At 63.3% G+C, this 15,769-nt stretch carries 12 protein-coding genes; 5 read left to right on the top strand and 7 right to left on the bottom strand.

Annotated elements, in window-relative coordinates:
* Positions 1-8: 8 nt before the first annotated feature.
* A complete protein-coding gene (mraZ, locus tag ACNAOV_RS02610) occupies positions 9-491 on the bottom strand; it encodes a division/cell wall cluster transcriptional repressor MraZ (RefSeq protein WP_416517850.1) in 483 nt (160 codons plus the stop codon).
* Between the two features lie 277 nt (positions 492-768).
* Between mraZ and ACNAOV_RS02605 the strand changes: the two genes are divergently transcribed.
* Complete coding sequence (locus ACNAOV_RS02605; RefSeq protein ID WP_416517849.1) at positions 769-3,003, top strand: HelD family protein; 2,235 nt, start codon at positions 769-771, stop codon at positions 3,001-3,003.
* 26 nt (positions 3,004-3,029) lie between these two features.
* Here ACNAOV_RS02605 and nrdR read toward each other — a convergent pair whose 3' ends face one another.
* Both nrdR and ACNAOV_RS02595 read right to left on the bottom strand, forming a co-directional pair.
* Positions 3,030-3,512 carry a transcriptional regulator NrdR gene (gene nrdR / locus ACNAOV_RS02600; RefSeq protein WP_416517848.1) on the bottom strand — a complete coding sequence of 161 codons (483 nt, stop codon included), beginning with the start codon at positions 3,510-3,512 and terminating at the stop codon, positions 3,030-3,032.
* Positions 3,513-3,668: 156 nt separating this feature from the next.
* On the bottom strand, positions 3,669-3,950 hold the full coding sequence (locus tag ACNAOV_RS02595; protein ID WP_416517847.1) for a LysM peptidoglycan-binding domain-containing protein: 282 nt from the start codon (positions 3,948-3,950) through the stop codon (positions 3,669-3,671).
* Positions 3,951-4,362: 412 nt separating this feature from the next.
* Here ACNAOV_RS02595 and lexA point away from each other — a divergent pair, with 412 nt between their 5' ends.
* On the top strand, positions 4,363-5,037 hold the full coding sequence (gene lexA / locus ACNAOV_RS02590; protein ID WP_416518125.1) for a transcriptional repressor LexA: 675 nt from the start codon (positions 4,363-4,365) through the stop codon (positions 5,035-5,037).
* Between the two features lie 3 nt (positions 5,038-5,040).
* Here the strand turns inward: lexA and ACNAOV_RS02585 are convergent, their stop codons facing one another.
* The 3 genes from ACNAOV_RS02585 to hflX all read right to left on the bottom strand — a co-directional run bounded on the left by ACNAOV_RS02585 (position 5,041) and on the right by hflX (position 8,569).
* Positions 5,041-5,970: a cation diffusion facilitator family transporter gene (locus ACNAOV_RS02585; RefSeq protein ID WP_416517846.1), complete on the bottom strand. Its 930-nt coding sequence runs from the start codon at positions 5,968-5,970 to the stop codon at positions 5,041-5,043.
* Positions 5,971-6,041: 71 nt separating this feature from the next.
* A complete protein-coding gene (locus tag ACNAOV_RS02580) occupies positions 6,042-7,004 on the bottom strand; it encodes an L-lactate dehydrogenase (protein WP_024627229.1) in 963 nt (320 codons plus the stop codon).
* Between the two features lie 98 nt (positions 7,005-7,102).
* Positions 7,103-8,569 (bottom strand): GTPase HflX, encoded by a 1,467-nt coding sequence (gene hflX, locus ACNAOV_RS02575; protein ID WP_416518124.1) that lies wholly within the window; start codon positions 8,567-8,569, stop codon positions 7,103-7,105.
* Positions 8,570-8,785: 216 nt separating this feature from the next.
* On the opposite strand from hflX, the gene ACNAOV_RS02570 reads away from it, so the two are divergent.
* From ACNAOV_RS02570 to ACNAOV_RS02560, 3 genes are read left to right on the top strand one after another with little or no spacing between them, the layout of a single operon-like run.
* A complete protein-coding gene (locus ACNAOV_RS02570; RefSeq protein ID WP_416517845.1) occupies positions 8,786-9,454 on the top strand; it encodes a class I SAM-dependent methyltransferase in 669 nt (222 codons plus the stop codon).
* Complete coding sequence (gene hrpA, locus ACNAOV_RS02565) at positions 9,451-13,536, top strand: ATP-dependent RNA helicase HrpA (RefSeq protein ID WP_416517844.1); 4,086 nt, start codon at positions 9,451-9,453, stop codon at positions 13,534-13,536. The genes ACNAOV_RS02570 and hrpA overlap by 4 nt, the downstream gene beginning before the upstream one ends.
* The gene (locus tag ACNAOV_RS02560) at positions 13,533-14,420 is read left to right on the top strand and encodes a hemagglutinin (RefSeq protein ID WP_416517843.1); all 888 of its coding nucleotides are present in this window, start codon (positions 13,533-13,535) and stop codon (positions 14,418-14,420) included. Before hrpA ends, ACNAOV_RS02560 begins: the two co-directional genes overlap by 4 nt.
* Positions 14,421-14,429: 9 nt before the next feature.
* On the opposite strand, the gene glnA is transcribed toward ACNAOV_RS02560, so the two are convergent.
* Positions 14,430-15,767, bottom strand: coding sequence for a type I glutamate--ammonia ligase (gene glnA, locus ACNAOV_RS02555; RefSeq protein ID WP_416517842.1), 1,338 nt, complete (start codon positions 15,765-15,767; stop codon positions 14,430-14,432).
* Positions 15,768-15,769 lie beyond the last annotated feature (2 nt).

Genomic DNA, 15,769 nt, shown 5'->3' with positions numbered 1-15,769 from the left:
GGCCTCCATCAGCAATCCACCGCCGGAAGAACATCGTCGGCAATGTCGGCGTAGCCCTGTTCCTTGCTCTCCAGGTAGGCAGTCCAGGACTCCTGATCCCAGATTTCAGCACGGGTGCCCACGCCGATGACCACGACCGGGCCGGTCAGCCGTGCATAGGAGCGCAGCATGGGCGGAACAAGAATGCGACCCTGCTTGTCGGGGACCTGGTCGACAGCACCGGACAGAAATACTCGCAGGTAATCCCTGGCTGACTTGTCGCCCATTGAGGTGTGTTGGATACGCACGGCCATCCGCCGAAATTCCTCGGTGGGCAGCAGACTGACGCAGCGCTCCTGGCCGCGTGCCATGACCAGGCCCTGACCCAGCTGGGTGCGGAACTTGGCCGGCAGAGCAAGGCGGCCCTTGGAATCCATCTTGGGCGTATAGGTGCCCAGAAGCATGGGCGGCAGGGAAGGCGAGGCGGCATCTGCCTCGTATGTATCGGCCATGCCCCACCTCCAATGCCAGTTTGGTAACCATGGGACGACCCCATCGGGTAGCGTCCCCTACGCAGTGCTCCCCACTTTACCCCACTCGTCCCCATTGCTCACCACTATGACACCACTTCAGGCCCAAACCCAACCATTCGACTCACCAGAGGGTCCGGCCCGGCGTTTCGCCACCTGTCAAAGAGAGCGCGGCCGAGGGTCTTCAGAGCCGAAAAAGTAGAGGTCGAGCGGTATATTGGATCATCCGATTTTTGAACTTTGGACAGAACGGACGCACATGTCGAGCTATTCCTCACAGCTGCATGAAGAGCAGACGGCGGTGGACAGGGCCTACGGCCGTCTGGACGAGCTGCGGACGCAGGCCCGAACCAGACTGGACGCAGTCAGGGCCGCCGGCTCCCACGGATCCCCCACCCAGCGCACCGAACGGGATTCCTTCGCCAACATGTATGAGGACCGGCTGACCCAGCTGCGGGCCGTGGAGGACCGCCTGGTCTTCGGCCGACTGGATACGGCCCAGGGCGGCCGGCGATATATCGGACGGCTGGGTCTGCTGGACAGCAACCACGAGCCCATTCTGACCGACTGGCGTGCCGAGGCCGCGCGCCCCTTCTATGAGGCCACCCCAGCCGACCACGGCGACATCGTCATGCGTCGGCACATCACCCTCAGCTTCCGTCAGGTCACCGGCATCGAGGACGAGGTTCTGGACCTGTCCGCCCCCGAGGTGGACAAGGCGGCCCAGGGCGGCACCCTAGCAGGAGAGGGCGCGCTTATGGCATCCCTGTCCAGCCGCCGCACCGGGCAGATGACCGACATCGTAGCCACTATCCAGGCCGAACAAGACCGGATCATCCGCTCCCCCATGACCCGCCCGCTGGTGGTCCAGGGAGGACCAGGCACTGGCAAGACGGCCGTGGCCCTGCATCGGGCGGCCTATCTGCTCTACACCCACCGGCGCAGACTGGAGAGTTCGGGCGTGCTCATCGTCGGGCCCAGCAACGCCTTCCTGCACTACATCGACCAGGTCCTGCCCTCCCTGGGTGAGACCGGAGTGCTCAGCCGCACCATGGGCGACCTCATCCCCGGCATCAGCACCGAACGTCAGGAGGACCCGCACGTGGCCCGGCTCAAGGGGGACATCCGCATGGCCGAGGCCGTAGCCAACGCCGTCGCATCTCGGGAACGGGTGCCTGCCTCCCTGCCCACGGTCAAGGTGGACGGGGTTGCCGTACCCATGCTGGCGGTAGACCTGGAACAGGCCCTGGTCGATGCCCGCCGCAGCCATCAGCCCCACAACAAGGCCAGGAACACCTTTGTGCGCTCGGCCCTGAACGCCATGACCACCCGCTATGCCGAGGGGGTAGACTATCAGCCCGGAGCCGAGGAACTTGCCCGGGTCACCTCCCTGCTGAGGCTGAACGACCAGGTGCGACGGACCCTCAACCTGGCTTGGCTCCCCATGAACCCCCGCTGGCTGGTCAACGACCTCTGGTCCAGGCCGGACCGTCTGCGCCGGTTCGCCCCCTGGCTGACTCCCGAACAGATTGACCTGCTGACCCGCCCAGACGGCGCCGAACTGACCGTATCCGACATCCCCATCCTGGACGAGGCCATGGAGCTGCTGGGCCCCGACCCCCGCCAGGCGGATCGAGACCAGGCTGAAAAGGCCCGCCGCGACGAGGAACGCCGGTTTGCCAGCGACACCTTGGCTCAGAACGGCATCGGCACAGGCATCGTGACCTCGCAGATGCTGCTGGATTCCATCAACGGCCAGGACGACAACCAGGCAGCCACCCAGGCGGCCGCCGACCGAGAATGGGTCTACGGGCACATTGTGGTCGACGAAGCCCAGGAGCTGACGGCCATGGATTGGAGGATGCTGGTCAGGCGTTGCCCCTCCCGGTCCTTTACCATCGTCGGGGATGTTGCTCAGACGGCGGCCCTTGGTGGCACACGGTCCTGGGCCTCCACCATGGATAAGCTTTTCGGTCCGGACGGGTGGGACCTGCGTCAGCTGACCATCGACTATCGCAACCCCCGTCAGGTATCCAACCTGGCCTCCGCCTTCGCAGCCTCCGAGGGTCTCGAGGTTTCAACACTCAAGGCCGTGCGCGAGGTTGAAGGATCGGTCAGCCACCTGCGGGCTGACGATCAGGCCAGCCTGCTGGATCGGCTGCCTGACCTGGTTAACGAACTGGCGAAACGACATCTAGGCAAAGACGGTACCGGACGCCTGGCGATCATCGTTCCCAGTGCTCTGGAAGCTGAGGCCAGTACACGGCTGCATATTGATAAGGCTCAGGAGCGCCAAATCACGATCACGACCACCGGCCACACCAAAGGGCTGGAGTTCGACGCCGTGGTTCTGGTTGAGCCGGGAGCCATCCAGAACGAAGCCCCTTCCAGGCTGAGTGCGGCGGCCGACCTTTATGTGGCCATGACGCGACCGACCCAGGAGTTGGTCATCGCCCAGACTTCCGAGGATCAGAGGCTGCTGGACCTGGGATGATGTACCTGGTGCCTGAGTAGTTAACTTCAGGACCGTGCAGTAGCAGACTGCTCTTCGGCGGACTGGTCTTCAGCGCGCAGAGTGTCAATGGCCTGTTGGAAGTCCTCCAGGTTGCTGAAGTTGCGATAGACCGAGGCGAAGCGAAGATAGGCCACCTCATCCAGCTCCCTGAGGGGCTTCAGGATGGCCCTGCCGACCTCTTCCGAATCGACCTGAGCCAGGCCGCGTGAGCGCAGATCCTCTTCAACCTGCTGGCCCAGGAGCTTCAGGTCATTCTCATCGATGGGCCTGCCCTGGCAGGCCTTCCTCACTCCTGAGATGACCTTGTCGCGATTGAAGGGCTCGGCATTACCTGAGCGTTTCATGACCAAGAGAATCGAAGTCTCCACCGTGGTGAACCGACGCGAGCATTGCGGACACTCACGGCGGCGTCTGATGGCATGGCCGTCGTCGCTAATTCGCGTATCCACAACCTTGGTATCGGGATTCTGGCAGAAAGGACAGTGCATACGCAATATCATAGCGCCAAAGGACCGCAAGACCCACGTATACCGGGCCTATCAGCGTACAACCCTGGACAAACTCCTCGAATTCGGCTATTGCCTTCATTCATACGACAAGTCATTGAATCCCTTCATTGATTCCCTGGATCGAAAGTCGCTGTCTCAATCGTCACTGGGGATCAGAATCCGGTCACCAACGTGCAGATTGGGCGAAGACATGTTGTTGATCTGCATGATGCGGTCCACGTTTTTAGTCACATCCTCCCCTTGCGGGGTGATCGAAGTCGCATAGGACCAGACATTATCGCCCGGACGAACCGTTCTGGTGATAACCTCCTGCGGTCCCGGAGCGGAGCTGGCCGGTCGAGCCATCAATCCGATTCCAGCCAGGGTCAGAGCACCGACAGCCAGGAAAACAGCGAATCTATGCACAATGACACTCACAAAACCTTGCTCAGACACACAGGCTTTGGCAGCTCCACGAAGACGGGCCATGACGGACGAGAACGCAGAACCTACATACGCCCGGCAGGCCGAAAACAGGTTCGACGACGCAGACATGCGGGAACTGGCACAGGTACGAACAACCATGGCACACCTCTTTCGAACATTTGTTCTATCGAACAGATGTTCTTATTGTGGCACTTCGAGAGTCGTTTGGCAAGGCTGATTCGAACATTTGTTTGATTTTTCACTCCGGGCAGGTTAGACTGAGTGCAGTTTGCAAGGAAAGGAGCCCATCGTGAGTACCATCCCCTTTACCGGGTCCACGGCTACGAGCTCCCTCAACCAGCCCACTATCACCAACAGTGCCGACTCTCAGGAAGCCGCTGAAACTTCCGTCAGCACCGAGAGCCTGAATAAGGGATCCCGACCCAAGCTGACCGATCGTCAGGCCAGGGTTTTGGAAGCTATCAAGCGGCACCTGGCAGAGCGTGGATTCCTGCCCTCCTACAGGGAAATCGGCAAAGACGCGGGACTACGCAGCACTTCTTCCGTCAAGCACCAGCTTCAGGTCTTGCAGGATCTGGGCTACATTCGTCTGACCGCCAACAAGGGACGTGCCATAGAGCTGGTCCAAGACCAGCCTGAGCCGACTGCTGGAACCGCCAGGATCGTGCCCTTCCCCGACACGCAGACCGACGAGGCGATCATGCAGTCGCGCGACGTGCCCCTGGTCGGCAGAATCGCCGCCGGTCAGCCCATTCTGGCCGAGCAGCATGTGGACGATGTCATGCGTCTGCCCGAACGTCTGACGGGATCCGGTGAGCTCTTCATGCTTGAGGTCCATGGGGATTCCATGGTCGATGCCGCCATCTGCGACGGGGATTTTGTGGTCGTCCGCCGTCAACAGGAGGCCGAGAACGGGGATATCGTCGCGGCACTGCTGGACGATGGGGCCACGGTAAAGACTTTCCGCCGCGAGAAGGGCCACGTTTGGTTGATTCCCCACAACCCGGCCTACTCACCCATTGACGGTACCCACGCCGTCATCATGGGCAAGGTGGTCACCGTCCTGCGCAAGGTCTGAGGACTACATGCCCAAATGCTCACCGCTGCTGTCTCGGTGACCCTGCGGTTCTATCTGAAAGGTCGTGTGCTCAACCGAGACCGGAAAATGATCGCGCAGGCAGCGTTGCATGCTAGTCAAAATTCGTTCGTTTTCAACGGCCGTCGTACCCTTGGGAACGATTACGTGTGCTGTCAGCTGGGGCAGGCCGGTGGAGACGCTGTTGGCATGCAGGTCATGAACCTGAAGTACGCCAGGCACACCCTCCAGGTGCTTCCTGACCTTGGCCATGTCAAGGTCCGCTGGGGTCTCCTCAAGAAGCACGGAAACACTGCTGGCCAGCAGTTTGATCGCACGCGGAATCATCAGCAGAGCGATCAGACCTCCGGCCACGGCATCAAAGCCGGCCCAGCCGGTGAGCATCATGACCACGGCTGATACCAGAACCGCCACCGAACCCAGCGCATCGTTGACCACTTCGAGAAAAGCGGCACGCATGTTCAGGTTGTCCTTATGCCCGGAGGCCAGGACCAGGATGGACCCCACATTGGCAGCCAGTCCCAGGATGCCGAAGAAAAGCAGCAGCCCTTGCTGATGGACCTGGTCGCGCCCAGGTGACCAGAGCCGCAAGACAGCCTCCACAATGGCGTAAATGCCCACAGCAAGCAGAACCAAAGCCCCGCCGGCCGCCGTGATGACCTCCAGACGGGACCAGCCCCAAGTCCGCCGGTTTGTGGGACGGCGCTCCATCAACACAGCAGTGACTGTGGAGGCGATCAGCACAGCCATGTCGGTCATCATGTGTCCGGCGTCGACCAGCAAGGCCAAGCTGCGGGTGACCAAGGCGCCGACGACTTCAGCCACAAAGACCGATCCCGTCAGCGCCAGGGTCGTCAGCAACTGTCGACGATGGGCGGATCCGCCGCCCTGGACACCACCTTCATGAGCGTTCATGCATACCCCGATTCATCAGGCACCAAAGTATGTCACCAGGGGACACAAGGCAAGGGTTTTCTAAGAAATACTCAGAAGCCGAACTTGCTTGCCGTTTCCTTGAGGGTCTCGGCGGAACGCTTCAGGGCTGCCAGCTCGCCGTCGCTCAGCGGGGTGTTGATGTGGGTGTTGACCCCGTCACGGTTGAGCACGCTAGGCACCGACATGCACACGTCGGAGATCCCATGGAAATCCTCCAGCAGGGAGCTGACCGGCAGGATTCGGTCAGTGCCGTTCAGGATGGACTCGATGATGTCCACGCCGGACATGGCGATGGCGAAGTTGGTTGCCCCCTTGCCCTCGATAATCTGGTAGGCGGCGTTCTTCACCTCCTGGTGGATCTCCTCACGCTTGGCCGCATCGAGAGGCTCATGGCCGGGCAGCTCCATCCAGTCGCACATGGGCACGCCGCCGATGGTGGCCGAGCTCCAGAGCGGGACCTCGGAGTCGCCGTGCTCACCGGCGATGTAGGCATGGACGTTCTTGACGTTGACTCCGGTCTGCTGGCCGATCAGGTAGCGCAGGCGGGCAGAGTCCAGATTGGTGCCCGAACCGAACATCTGATTGACCGGCAGTCCGGACAGCTCCAGGGAGACTCTGGTAACGATATCGACGGGGTTGGTGATCAGCAGGAAGATGGCATTGGGGGCCACCTCGACCATCTGGGGGATGATGGATTTCATCATGTTGATGGTGGCTCCGGCCAGGTCTAGTCGGGTCTGTCCCGGCTTCTGCCTGGCTCCGGCCGTGATGACCACCATGTCGGCGTCGGCGCAGATCTGCGGATCGTCCGAGCCATCGATGGTGACCGTGGGATAGAAGCTGGATCCGTGCTGCATGTCGCGGACCTCAGCCTCAACACGCTGGGCGTTGATATCCTCAAGAACAATCTCTCGAGCCACGCCACGCTGGGCCGCCGAGAATGCCAGGGTCGACCCCACAGCTCCGGCTCCTACGATCGCTAGCTTGGTTGGCTTGATTGATGATTCCGCCATAGTTTTATGGACCTCTCTTATCGGAACCCGGGAAACGGGTTTGCCGCTGACAACATACGTAGTCTACCCAGCATAGGTGACCTGGTGTGCATCTGCCCTCAAGAGTTCAGCCCGGCCGATGGCGTGTCACCCTCCGAAGCTTGCAAGGGCTTCTGGTCAATGGCCTGATCAAGCACGGCGGCCGCCAAGCGGTCGCCCACATCAGCGCTCAGCGCAACCCCGTCGGCCCGGTATTCCAATGAATCCACCCGTCCCAGCTGCCTCACCTGTTCCAGCAGCGAACCGCTGGTGTAGGGCAGGATGGCCTGGACATGCACGGCGGGGGCAGGCAACAGTTCCTCCACCCGCCTGCGCAGGGACTCCAGACCCTGCCCCTGCCTGGCCGAGACCAGAAAGGCCTCAGGCTCAAGGTTGGCAAGCCGTTGCCGGGCATACTGGTCGATCAGATCCACCTTGTTGAAGACCAGCAGTCGGGGAATGGACTCGGCTCCTGGAATGTCTGCCAGCACGGCATCCACGGCCCTAATCTGACCGAAAGGATCAGGATGAGAGCCGTCCACCACATGCAGAATCAGGTCTGACTGCCCCACCTCCTCCAGCGTTGATTTGAAGGCCTCCACCAGCTGGGTGGGAAGGCGACGGACGAACCCGACCGTGTCCACATAAACGTAGAGTCGACCATCTGCCGCTTTGGTACGCCTGACGGCCGTGTCCAGGGTGGCGAAGAGGGCGTTCTCCACCAGTTCCTCGGACCCGGTCAGCCGATTAGTCAGCGAAGACTTGCCAGCGTTGGTGTATCCCACCACAGCTACGGCCGGCAACTGGTAGCGCCGCCGGGACCCACGCTCGACCTGACGCGAGGGGGCCATCTGGGCTATCTGGCGCTTCAGCCGGGAAATCCGCCGTCTGATGACCCGCCGGTCGGTCTCGATCTTGGTCTCTCCGGGTCCGCGGGATCCTATGCCGCCGGCCTGCCCGGCAGCCTGACCTCCGGCTTGGCGGGAGAGGGATCCGCCCCAGCCGCGCAGCCTAGGCAGCATGTACTCCAGCTGGGCCAGCTCCACCTGGGCCTTGCCCTCTCGGCTGGTGGCGTGCTGGGCGAAGATGTCCAGAATCAGGGCCGTCCTGTCGACCACCTTGACCTTGGTGACATCCTCCAGGGCACGTCGCTGGGAGGGATGAAGGTCGTCGTCGGTGATGATGGTATCGGCACCCAGCCGGGCCACAATATCGGCCAGCTCCCGCGCCTTGCCCGAGCCCAGGTAGGTGGCCGGATCCGGCTTGACCCGCTGCTGGAGCAGTCCATCAAGCACCTCGGCTCCAGCGGTACGCGCCAGGGCTGCCAGCTCACGCAGGGACTCCTCGGCCTGACCGACCGTGGTCCGCGAACCCGACCAAACGCCGACCAGGACCACCCGCTCCAGACGGACCTTGCGGTACTCCACCTCGGTCACGTCCTGGAGCTCACCCAGCCCCTCTACATGGCGGAAGGCATTGCGCCGGCTGCGCTCCTCCCACTCCTGATCCCGGTCCTGCCCGACCTGCTCCCTACTGCCTGTCAGCACCTCGGACTTGTGGGCGAGCGGGTCCTGATGGGCATCGACAACTGCTGAACCATGCTCTCGGGTCGGTTTTTCTTGGGTCAAAGGCACCTCTGCATTGATCTATGGACTAGGGAACGAATCCGGTATAGGCGGAATCATGACACAGTCTTTATTATCATCTTCTTAGCAGACATCAGCGAGCGCCCGAGGGACGGGCAAACTTCACAGACGGATTGGATGGACATGACGGACAGGGACCATGGCAGCAGCCGGGGGCAATCCTCCAGGACCGGGACGGATGGAGGCGAACAGTATTTCGTAGCCCGTCCGGCATCCCCTGACCAGCGGCGAACCATCCAGGTGGAGCTGGCCGGCCGCACCTGCCAGGTGGAGGTCTCCCACGGGGTCTTCTCGTCAGGGAGGCTTGACCTGGGCACTTCGGTCCTGCTCAAACGCGTTCCCCAGCCCCCGGCCGAGGGCGACTTTCTGGACTTGGGCTGCGGATGGGGGCCCATCGCCCTGAGCATGGCCATGCAATCGCCCGAAGCCAACGTCTACGCTGTGGACACCAACCAGCGGGCCTTGGATCTGACTGCCCGCAACGCACAAACCCTGGGCCTTGACAAGGTGTGCACGCTGACCCCTGAGCAGGTACCGGACGATCTGCGCTATGACCTGATATGGTCCAACCCGCCCATCCGGGTGGGCAAGGCGGCCCTGCACGACCTGCTAATGACCTACCTGCCCAGGCTGAAGCCTCTGGGCCGGGCCTATCTGGTGGTCCAGCGCAATCTGGGTGCCGACTCGCTGATTCCCTGGCTGGCTGACGCACTGGGCCCCGGCTGGACAGCGCAGAAGTATGCCTCGGCCAAAGGCTACCGGATCATCGAGGTGGGCCGGGCATGAGGTTCGAGTATCCCGCCGAGCTACCTATCAGCGCGGCCAAGGAGGACATCGTCCATGCCGTGCAGTCCTCCCAGGTGGTCATCGTCTCAGGTCAGACCGGCTCGGGCAAGACCACCCAAATCCCCAAGATTCTCCTTCAGATGGGCCGCGGCGACCACGGACGTCAGATTGTGCACACCCAGCCCAGGAGGATCGCCGCCAGAACCGTGGCCGAGCGCATCGCCTCGGAGACGGGTACCAGACTGGGTGATGAGATCGGCTACCAGGTGCGCTTCACCGACAAGTCCAGCCGAAGCACCCGACTGCGAGTGGTCACCGACGGTATCCTTCTGGCACAGATCCAGGGCGATCCCCAGCTGCGGGCCTACGACACCATCATCATCGACGAGGCCCACGAGCGCAGCCTGAACATCGACTTTCTGCTTGGGTATCTGACCGCCCTGCTGCCCAAGCGGCCCGATCTGAAGCTGATCATCACCTCTGCCACCATCGATTCGGTCAAGTTCCGAGACCACTTCGCCAAAGCCCTGCACACCCAGGTGCCCGTGCTGGAGGTCTCCGGCCGCACCTACCCGGTCCAGACCCTTTACGAGCCCGCCGGATCAGCTCCGGCACTGATGCGGCACGTCCCAGGGTTCGACTCTGATGAGGAGGGCCAGGATAGGGAGGATCCGGACATCCCCAAGGCGGTGGCCCGGGCCTGCGCCGAGCTGGTCATCCACTCCACCCACGTGGACGGCCCTAGGGACATACTGGTCTTCGCCGCCGGAGAACGCGACATCCGCGAGTACGAGACCGCCCTGCGACGCTACTTCGGTCCGCGAACCTCCGACATGCGCCGCCCGGATGCCCTGGAGATCATCCCCCTCTTCGCTCGCCTGTCGGCCAAGGAACAGCACCGTGTCTTCGAACACCACGGCCATCAGCGCATCGTCATCGCCACCAACGTGGCCGAGACCTCTTTGACGGTGCCGGGCATCCGCTACGTGGTGGACCCGGGACTGGCCAGGATCAGCCGTTACTCCAAGTCGGCCAAGGTCCAGCGCCTGCCCATCGAGCCCATCTCCCAGGCCTCCGCCGATCAGCGTGCAGGCCGTTGCGGACGCGTGGCCGACGGCATCGCCATCCGCCTGTACGCCAAGGACGACTATGACACCCGTCCCAAGTTCACTGATCCTGAGATCCTGCGCACCTCCCTGGGGTCGGTCATCCTTCACATGCTCTCAGTGGGCGTGGCCCATACGGCCGAGGACGTGACCGACTTCGGCTTCATCGACCCGCCCGACACCCGAGCAGTCAGCGACGGTCTGCGGGAACTGACTGAGTTGCAGGCCATCTCCCGCCAGCAGGGCCTTATCCGGCTGACCAGTCTTGGACGACGGCTGGCCAGGATCCCCATCGACATCCGCCTTGGCAGAATGATCCTGCAGGCCGGTCAGGATGCCACCCCGGACACCCTGGCCGCCGTTCTGGTAGTCGTAGCATTTCTCTCCCTGCAGGACCCCCGCGAGCGCCCTGAGGAGAAACGCGAGGAGGCCGACCGGATCCATGCCCGCTATGAGGACCCTTCCAGCGACTTCCTGACGGCCCTGAATATCTGGAACCGCTTCTTCCCGCAGGACAAGGAGCCCTCCAACGGGGCCCTACGCAAGGCCTGCAAGCAGGAATACATGGCTTTCCTTCGGATGCGGCAGTGGCATGATCTCTACCGGCAGCTGGCCCAGATGTGCCGGGGTCTGCACATGAAGGTGGGCTCCCCCGTCCCCGTCAAGGGACCGGATCAGGCCCTGCTGGACCTGCCTATTGGGCAGCAGGCGGCACACGCCCTTGTCTGCTCCTGGGACGACCAAGGGATCCATCGGTCCATGCTGGCCGGCCTGCTCTCCAGCATGGGCATGCAGGTGATCCACGAACCCAAGGCCTCCGATTTCGCCGGATTACATGGCGCGGCCCGGACCAAGGCCATGAAGCGGGCTCGCCGACAGGCCAAGAACGACTACCAGGGGGCGCGCGGCACGCATTTCGCCATCTTCCCTGGCTCCGCCCTGGCCAAGGCCAACCCGCCCTGGATCATGGCCGCCGAACTGGTGGAGACCTCCCGGCTCTGGGCGCGTTGCTGCGCAGCCATCGATCCCGCCTGGGCCGAGCCCCTGGCCAAGTCCCTGACCAGGACCACCTACGCCGAACCCCATTGGTCGGCCTCACGCGGAGCCGCGGTGGCGACCTCCAAGGTCCTGCTCTACGGTCTGCCCATCGTGCGCGACAGGACCGTCCAGTGGGCTCGTATCAATCCCGGCCAGGCCCGGGACATGCTGATACGCCAGGGCCTGGTCCAGGGCGATGTGCGCGAGCGCTTTCCGCATGATGGCTTCATCCAAGCCAACCGGCAGGTGCTCAGCGAGGCGGGCGAGCGTACCAGCCGGACCCGTCAGGTGACCGGCACCTTCACCGAAGAGGACCTCTATGACTTCTACCAGGAGCGCATTCCCCAGGAGGCCACCTCCCTGGCCGCGCTGGGCTCTTGGTGGCGGCGGCACCACGATGCGGACCCACACCTGCTGGACTTTGACCCCGACAAGGTGGAGCGCCTGAACGACCAGTCCGCCTCCTACCGGCCCGGTGACTATCCCGACCACTGGCATACCCAGGGCATCGACGGCCGGCCCATGGATCTGCCCCTGACCTATCGCTATCAGCCCGGAGAGCCGGACGACGGCATCACGGTCCACATTCCCCTGCACTGCTTGAACCAGCTGACACCCGGACAGTTCAGCTGGACCGTGCCCGGCCTTCTGGACGACCTGATCACAGCCACCATCAAGTCCCTGCCCAAGGCCCTGCGGGTCCAGTTCGTCCCCGCACCTGATGCCGCCCGAGCCATCCGCGCCTGGATAGACGGCCACTATCCACTGCTGCCCGGTGCCGATCCTTCTTCGGCAGACCAGGCCACCTACGGGTCGGCGGACCAGCAGCATGCGGACGAGGACGCAAACAATGCAGGAGCCATCCCCGACGGAGGCTGGCCGGACTTCGAGCAGGCCTTCACCGCCGCAGCCATCGATACGGTCGGAGCCCAGTTGCACCCGGAGGTCTTCACCCAGTCCAGGCTGGAACGACTGCCCGACTACCTGCGGCCCACCTTCCAGGTGGAGGAGGATCGACGTCAGGGCCGCAAGGGCCACGGCCACCCCAAGGTCCTGGGCCGGTCCAAGTCCCTGACTGATCTGCAACGCGACCTGGCCGGACAGGCCCGACAGTCGGCCCGGTCCCGGGTGGACTCCCAGGCCAGCAAGGCCGCCCGACAAGGCCAGGTGGTCAAGAGTGCCGACCTGCTCCATCAGTCCGGCGCCACCACCAAGCCGCGCGAGGAACTGATCTGGCAGGCCGCCCTGGATAAGCTTCACCTGCCTGCCCAGCGAATCTCCTCACGCTGGCTGAGCAGGGAGGCCCTGATGCTGGCCTCGGCCCCCTATGCGGACACCTCCGCCCTGGCCGAGGACCTGCAGATGGCCGCTGTCAAGCGCCTGATCCCCCACACCGAGGCCATTACCGACGACCGGACCCTGCAGGAAGCCGTGGCCGGCGTCAGCCAGGTCTACGAGGACACTGTGTATCAGGTGGCCAAGGATGTGACCGCCATTCTGGAGACTTCTGCCCAGGTGGACAAGGCCGTGTCCGGCCCGGCCGATCTACCCCTGCTTTCGGTCCTCCAGTGGATACGCCAGCATTCGGCCAGCCTGGTGGCCAAGGGCTTCATCAGTGCCGACCCGCCCTACGCCCTTCCCCGCCTGCGCACATACCTGAAGGCGGACCTGATGCGCCTGGACAAGGCCCGCAGAGACAAGGACCGTGACGTACGATGGGCATGGCAGGCGCAGACCGCCCAGGATCTGGTGGACCAGGCGGCCAAGGCGGCCCAGGCTCTGCCCGCCGGTCCCGGACGAGACCAGGCCATGGACCGTGCGCGAAGGGGACGTTGGATGATGGAGGAGTACTTTGTCTCCATCTGGGCCCAGGAGCTGGGGACGGCCATCCCTGTCAGCCTGCAAAGGATCAGGAAGGCACTGGAAGGAAAACCATGAGTACAAGGCCATCCGGACAAAGACGCAGGGGCGGCACCAAACGCGGACGGATGACCCTCCGCCGCGTGCAGACCCTGGGGGCCGCCCTGATGGCCATAGTCCTGGTGGTCGCCCTGTGTGTCCTGGCCGTCCGTTTCGTCTCCTACCGGCTGATGGTCGGCCGCGTCATCCGCCACCAGGAGCAGCTCTCGCAGGAGTACGTCTTCAATCCAGGCAGGATCATCACCGATCACCGCTTCCATGACACCGTGGACATGAACGCTGACGATGTTCAGGCCTTCCTGGACCAGAAGGGGGCCTCCTGCAACGGATCAACCTGCCTGCGCAGTCTGCAGATGGATGTTCCCGACCGCCCCAGTGACGGCCTCTGTGATGCCTACAAGGGCGGCAAGGGGCAGAGCGCGGCTCAGATCATCGACGGGGCCGCCCGCTCCTGTGGGATCAGCCAGAAGGTCCTCCTGACCATGCTGCAAAAGGAGCAGCACCTGGTGGCCACCGACCAGCCCCCCACCCAGGTCCAGCTCCAGTCGGCCATGGGCCTTTCCTGCCCTGATGATGCAGACTGTGACGCCCGCTATGCCGGCTTCTTCAACCAGGTCTACGGGGCCGCCCACCGATTCCGCTACTATCAGGCCCACCGGGACCAATACGGCTACCAGACCAAGGTCTTGAACGATGTGCGCTTCAGCCCCGATGCCTCCTGTGGCAGCGGCAAGGTCTACATCGAGAACGATGCCACTGCCCTGCTCTATATCTATACGCCCTACCAGCCCAACGAGGCAGCGCTTCGGGCAGGCGACGGCGAAGGCAACCGCTGCTCAAGCTACGGCAACCGCAACTTCGTCATCATCTACAACAGCTGGTTCGGTCGATCGGACCAGTAAGACTCGGGTTCAAAGCCTGGGCAGGTAGTAGGCCAGCTCGTAGGGGGTGACCTGACGGCTGTACCCGGCCCACTCCCGGTGCTTGTTGCGCAGGAAGTACTCAAAGGTCTGCTCGCCCAGCACCTGGGCCACGAAGTCCGACTTCTCCATGACCTTGAGCGCCGCATCCAGGCTGTCAGGCAGGGGCTCGATGCCCATGGCCTGCCGCTCGGCGTCGGTCAGCTCCCAGACATCGTCACTGGTGGGCTCGCCCAGGGTCATCTTCTGCTCGATTCCGTCAAGGCCGGCAGCCAGCAGCACCGAGTATGCCAGGTAGGGGTTGGCTCCCGGATCCAGGCCGCGGAACTCCATCCTGGCCGAGTTGCCCTTGCCGGGCTTGTACTGGGGTATGCGCAGGAGGGCGGACCGGTTGTTGTGCCCCCAGCAGACGTAGCTGGGCGCCTCGGCCCCGCCCCAAAGCCGCTTGTAGGAGTTGACGTACTGGTCGGTCACCGCGCAGATCTCGGCCGCATGGGCCAGGATGCCGGCGGCGAACTGCCGGGCCGTCTGGGACATATTGAACTCCTGGCCCACCTCGTAGAAGGCGTTGGTATCCCCCTCGAACAGGCTCAGATGGGTGTGCATGCCCGACCCTGGCTGGTCAGTGAAGGGCTTGGGCATGAAGCTGGCGTAGATTCCCCGCTCCAGGGAGATCTCCTTGACCACGGTCCGGAAGGTCATGATGTTGTCGGAGGTGGTCAGGGCGTCGGCATAGCGCAGGTCGATCTCGTTCTGCCCAGGTCCGGCCTCATGGTGGGAGTACTCCACCGAGATGCCCATCTGCTCCAGCATGTTGACGCAGGCCCGGCGGAAGTCCATCCCCGGGCTGCGGGGCACGTGGTCGAAGTAGCCGCCCTCGTCGATGGGTGTCGGGGTCTGGGACCAGTCATCCTGGTTCTCAAACAGGTAGAACTCGATCTCCGGATGGGTATAGAAGATGAAGCCCTTCTCCTTGGCCTTGGCAAGGGCCCGCTTGAGTACGTGCCTGGGGTCACCGCTACTGGGCTCGCCGTCCGGGGTGAGCACGTCGCAGAAAATCCGCGCTGTGCCCTGGGGCCCGCCCCTCCAGGGAAGTATCTGGAAGGTGGACGGGTCGGGCTTGACGATCATGTCATCCTCGGAGACCCTGGTCATGCCCTCGATGGCCGAGCCGTCGAAGCCCAGCCCCTCTTCGAAGGCCACCTCCAGCTCGGTGGGCGCTATGGCCACCGACTTCAGGGTGCCCAAAACGTCGGTGAACCAGAGACGAATGAACCGGACATCACGCTCCTCGACAGTGCGCAGCGCGAACTCCTCTTGCTTATCCATAG

Origin of the sequence: Bifidobacterium asteroides, assembly GCF_048001765.1 — a bacterium.
Classification (GTDB): Bacteria; Actinomycetota; Actinomycetes; order Actinomycetales; family Bifidobacteriaceae; genus Bombiscardovia; species Bombiscardovia asteroides_K.
Note: the sequence above shows the minus strand (reverse complement) of the source record. Positions and strands in the feature narration are given on the sequence as shown.

Excerpts from the sequence above, each read along its gene's own strand:
- mraZ (WP_416517850.1), bottom strand. The coding sequence starts at position 491 with ATGGCCGATACATACGAGGCAGATGCCGCCTCGCCTTCCCTGCCGCCC.
- nrdR (WP_416517848.1), bottom strand. The coding sequence starts at position 3,512 with ATGCACTGTCCTTTCTGCCAGAATCCCGATACCAAGGTTGTGGATACG.
- ACNAOV_RS02560 (WP_416517843.1), top strand. The coding sequence starts at position 13,533 with ATGAGTACAAGGCCATCCGGACAAAGACGCAGGGGCGGCACCAAACGC.
- hrpA (WP_416517844.1), top strand. The coding sequence starts at position 9,451 with ATGAGGTTCGAGTATCCCGCCGAGCTACCTATCAGCGCGGCCAAGGAG.
- ACNAOV_RS02580 (WP_024627229.1), bottom strand. The coding sequence starts at position 7,004 with ATGGCGGAATCATCAATCAAGCCAACCAAGCTAGCGATCGTAGGAGCC.
- glnA (WP_416517842.1), bottom strand. The coding sequence starts at position 15,767 with ATGGATAAGCAAGAGGAGTTCGCGCTGCGCACTGTCGAGGAGCGTGAT.
- ACNAOV_RS02605 (WP_416517849.1), top strand. The coding sequence starts at position 769 with ATGTCGAGCTATTCCTCACAGCTGCATGAAGAGCAGACGGCGGTGGAC.
- ACNAOV_RS02585 (WP_416517846.1), bottom strand. The coding sequence starts at position 5,970 with ATGAACGCTCATGAAGGTGGTGTCCAGGGCGGCGGATCCGCCCATCGT.
- ACNAOV_RS02570 (WP_416517845.1), top strand. The coding sequence starts at position 8,786 with ATGGACATGACGGACAGGGACCATGGCAGCAGCCGGGGGCAATCCTCC.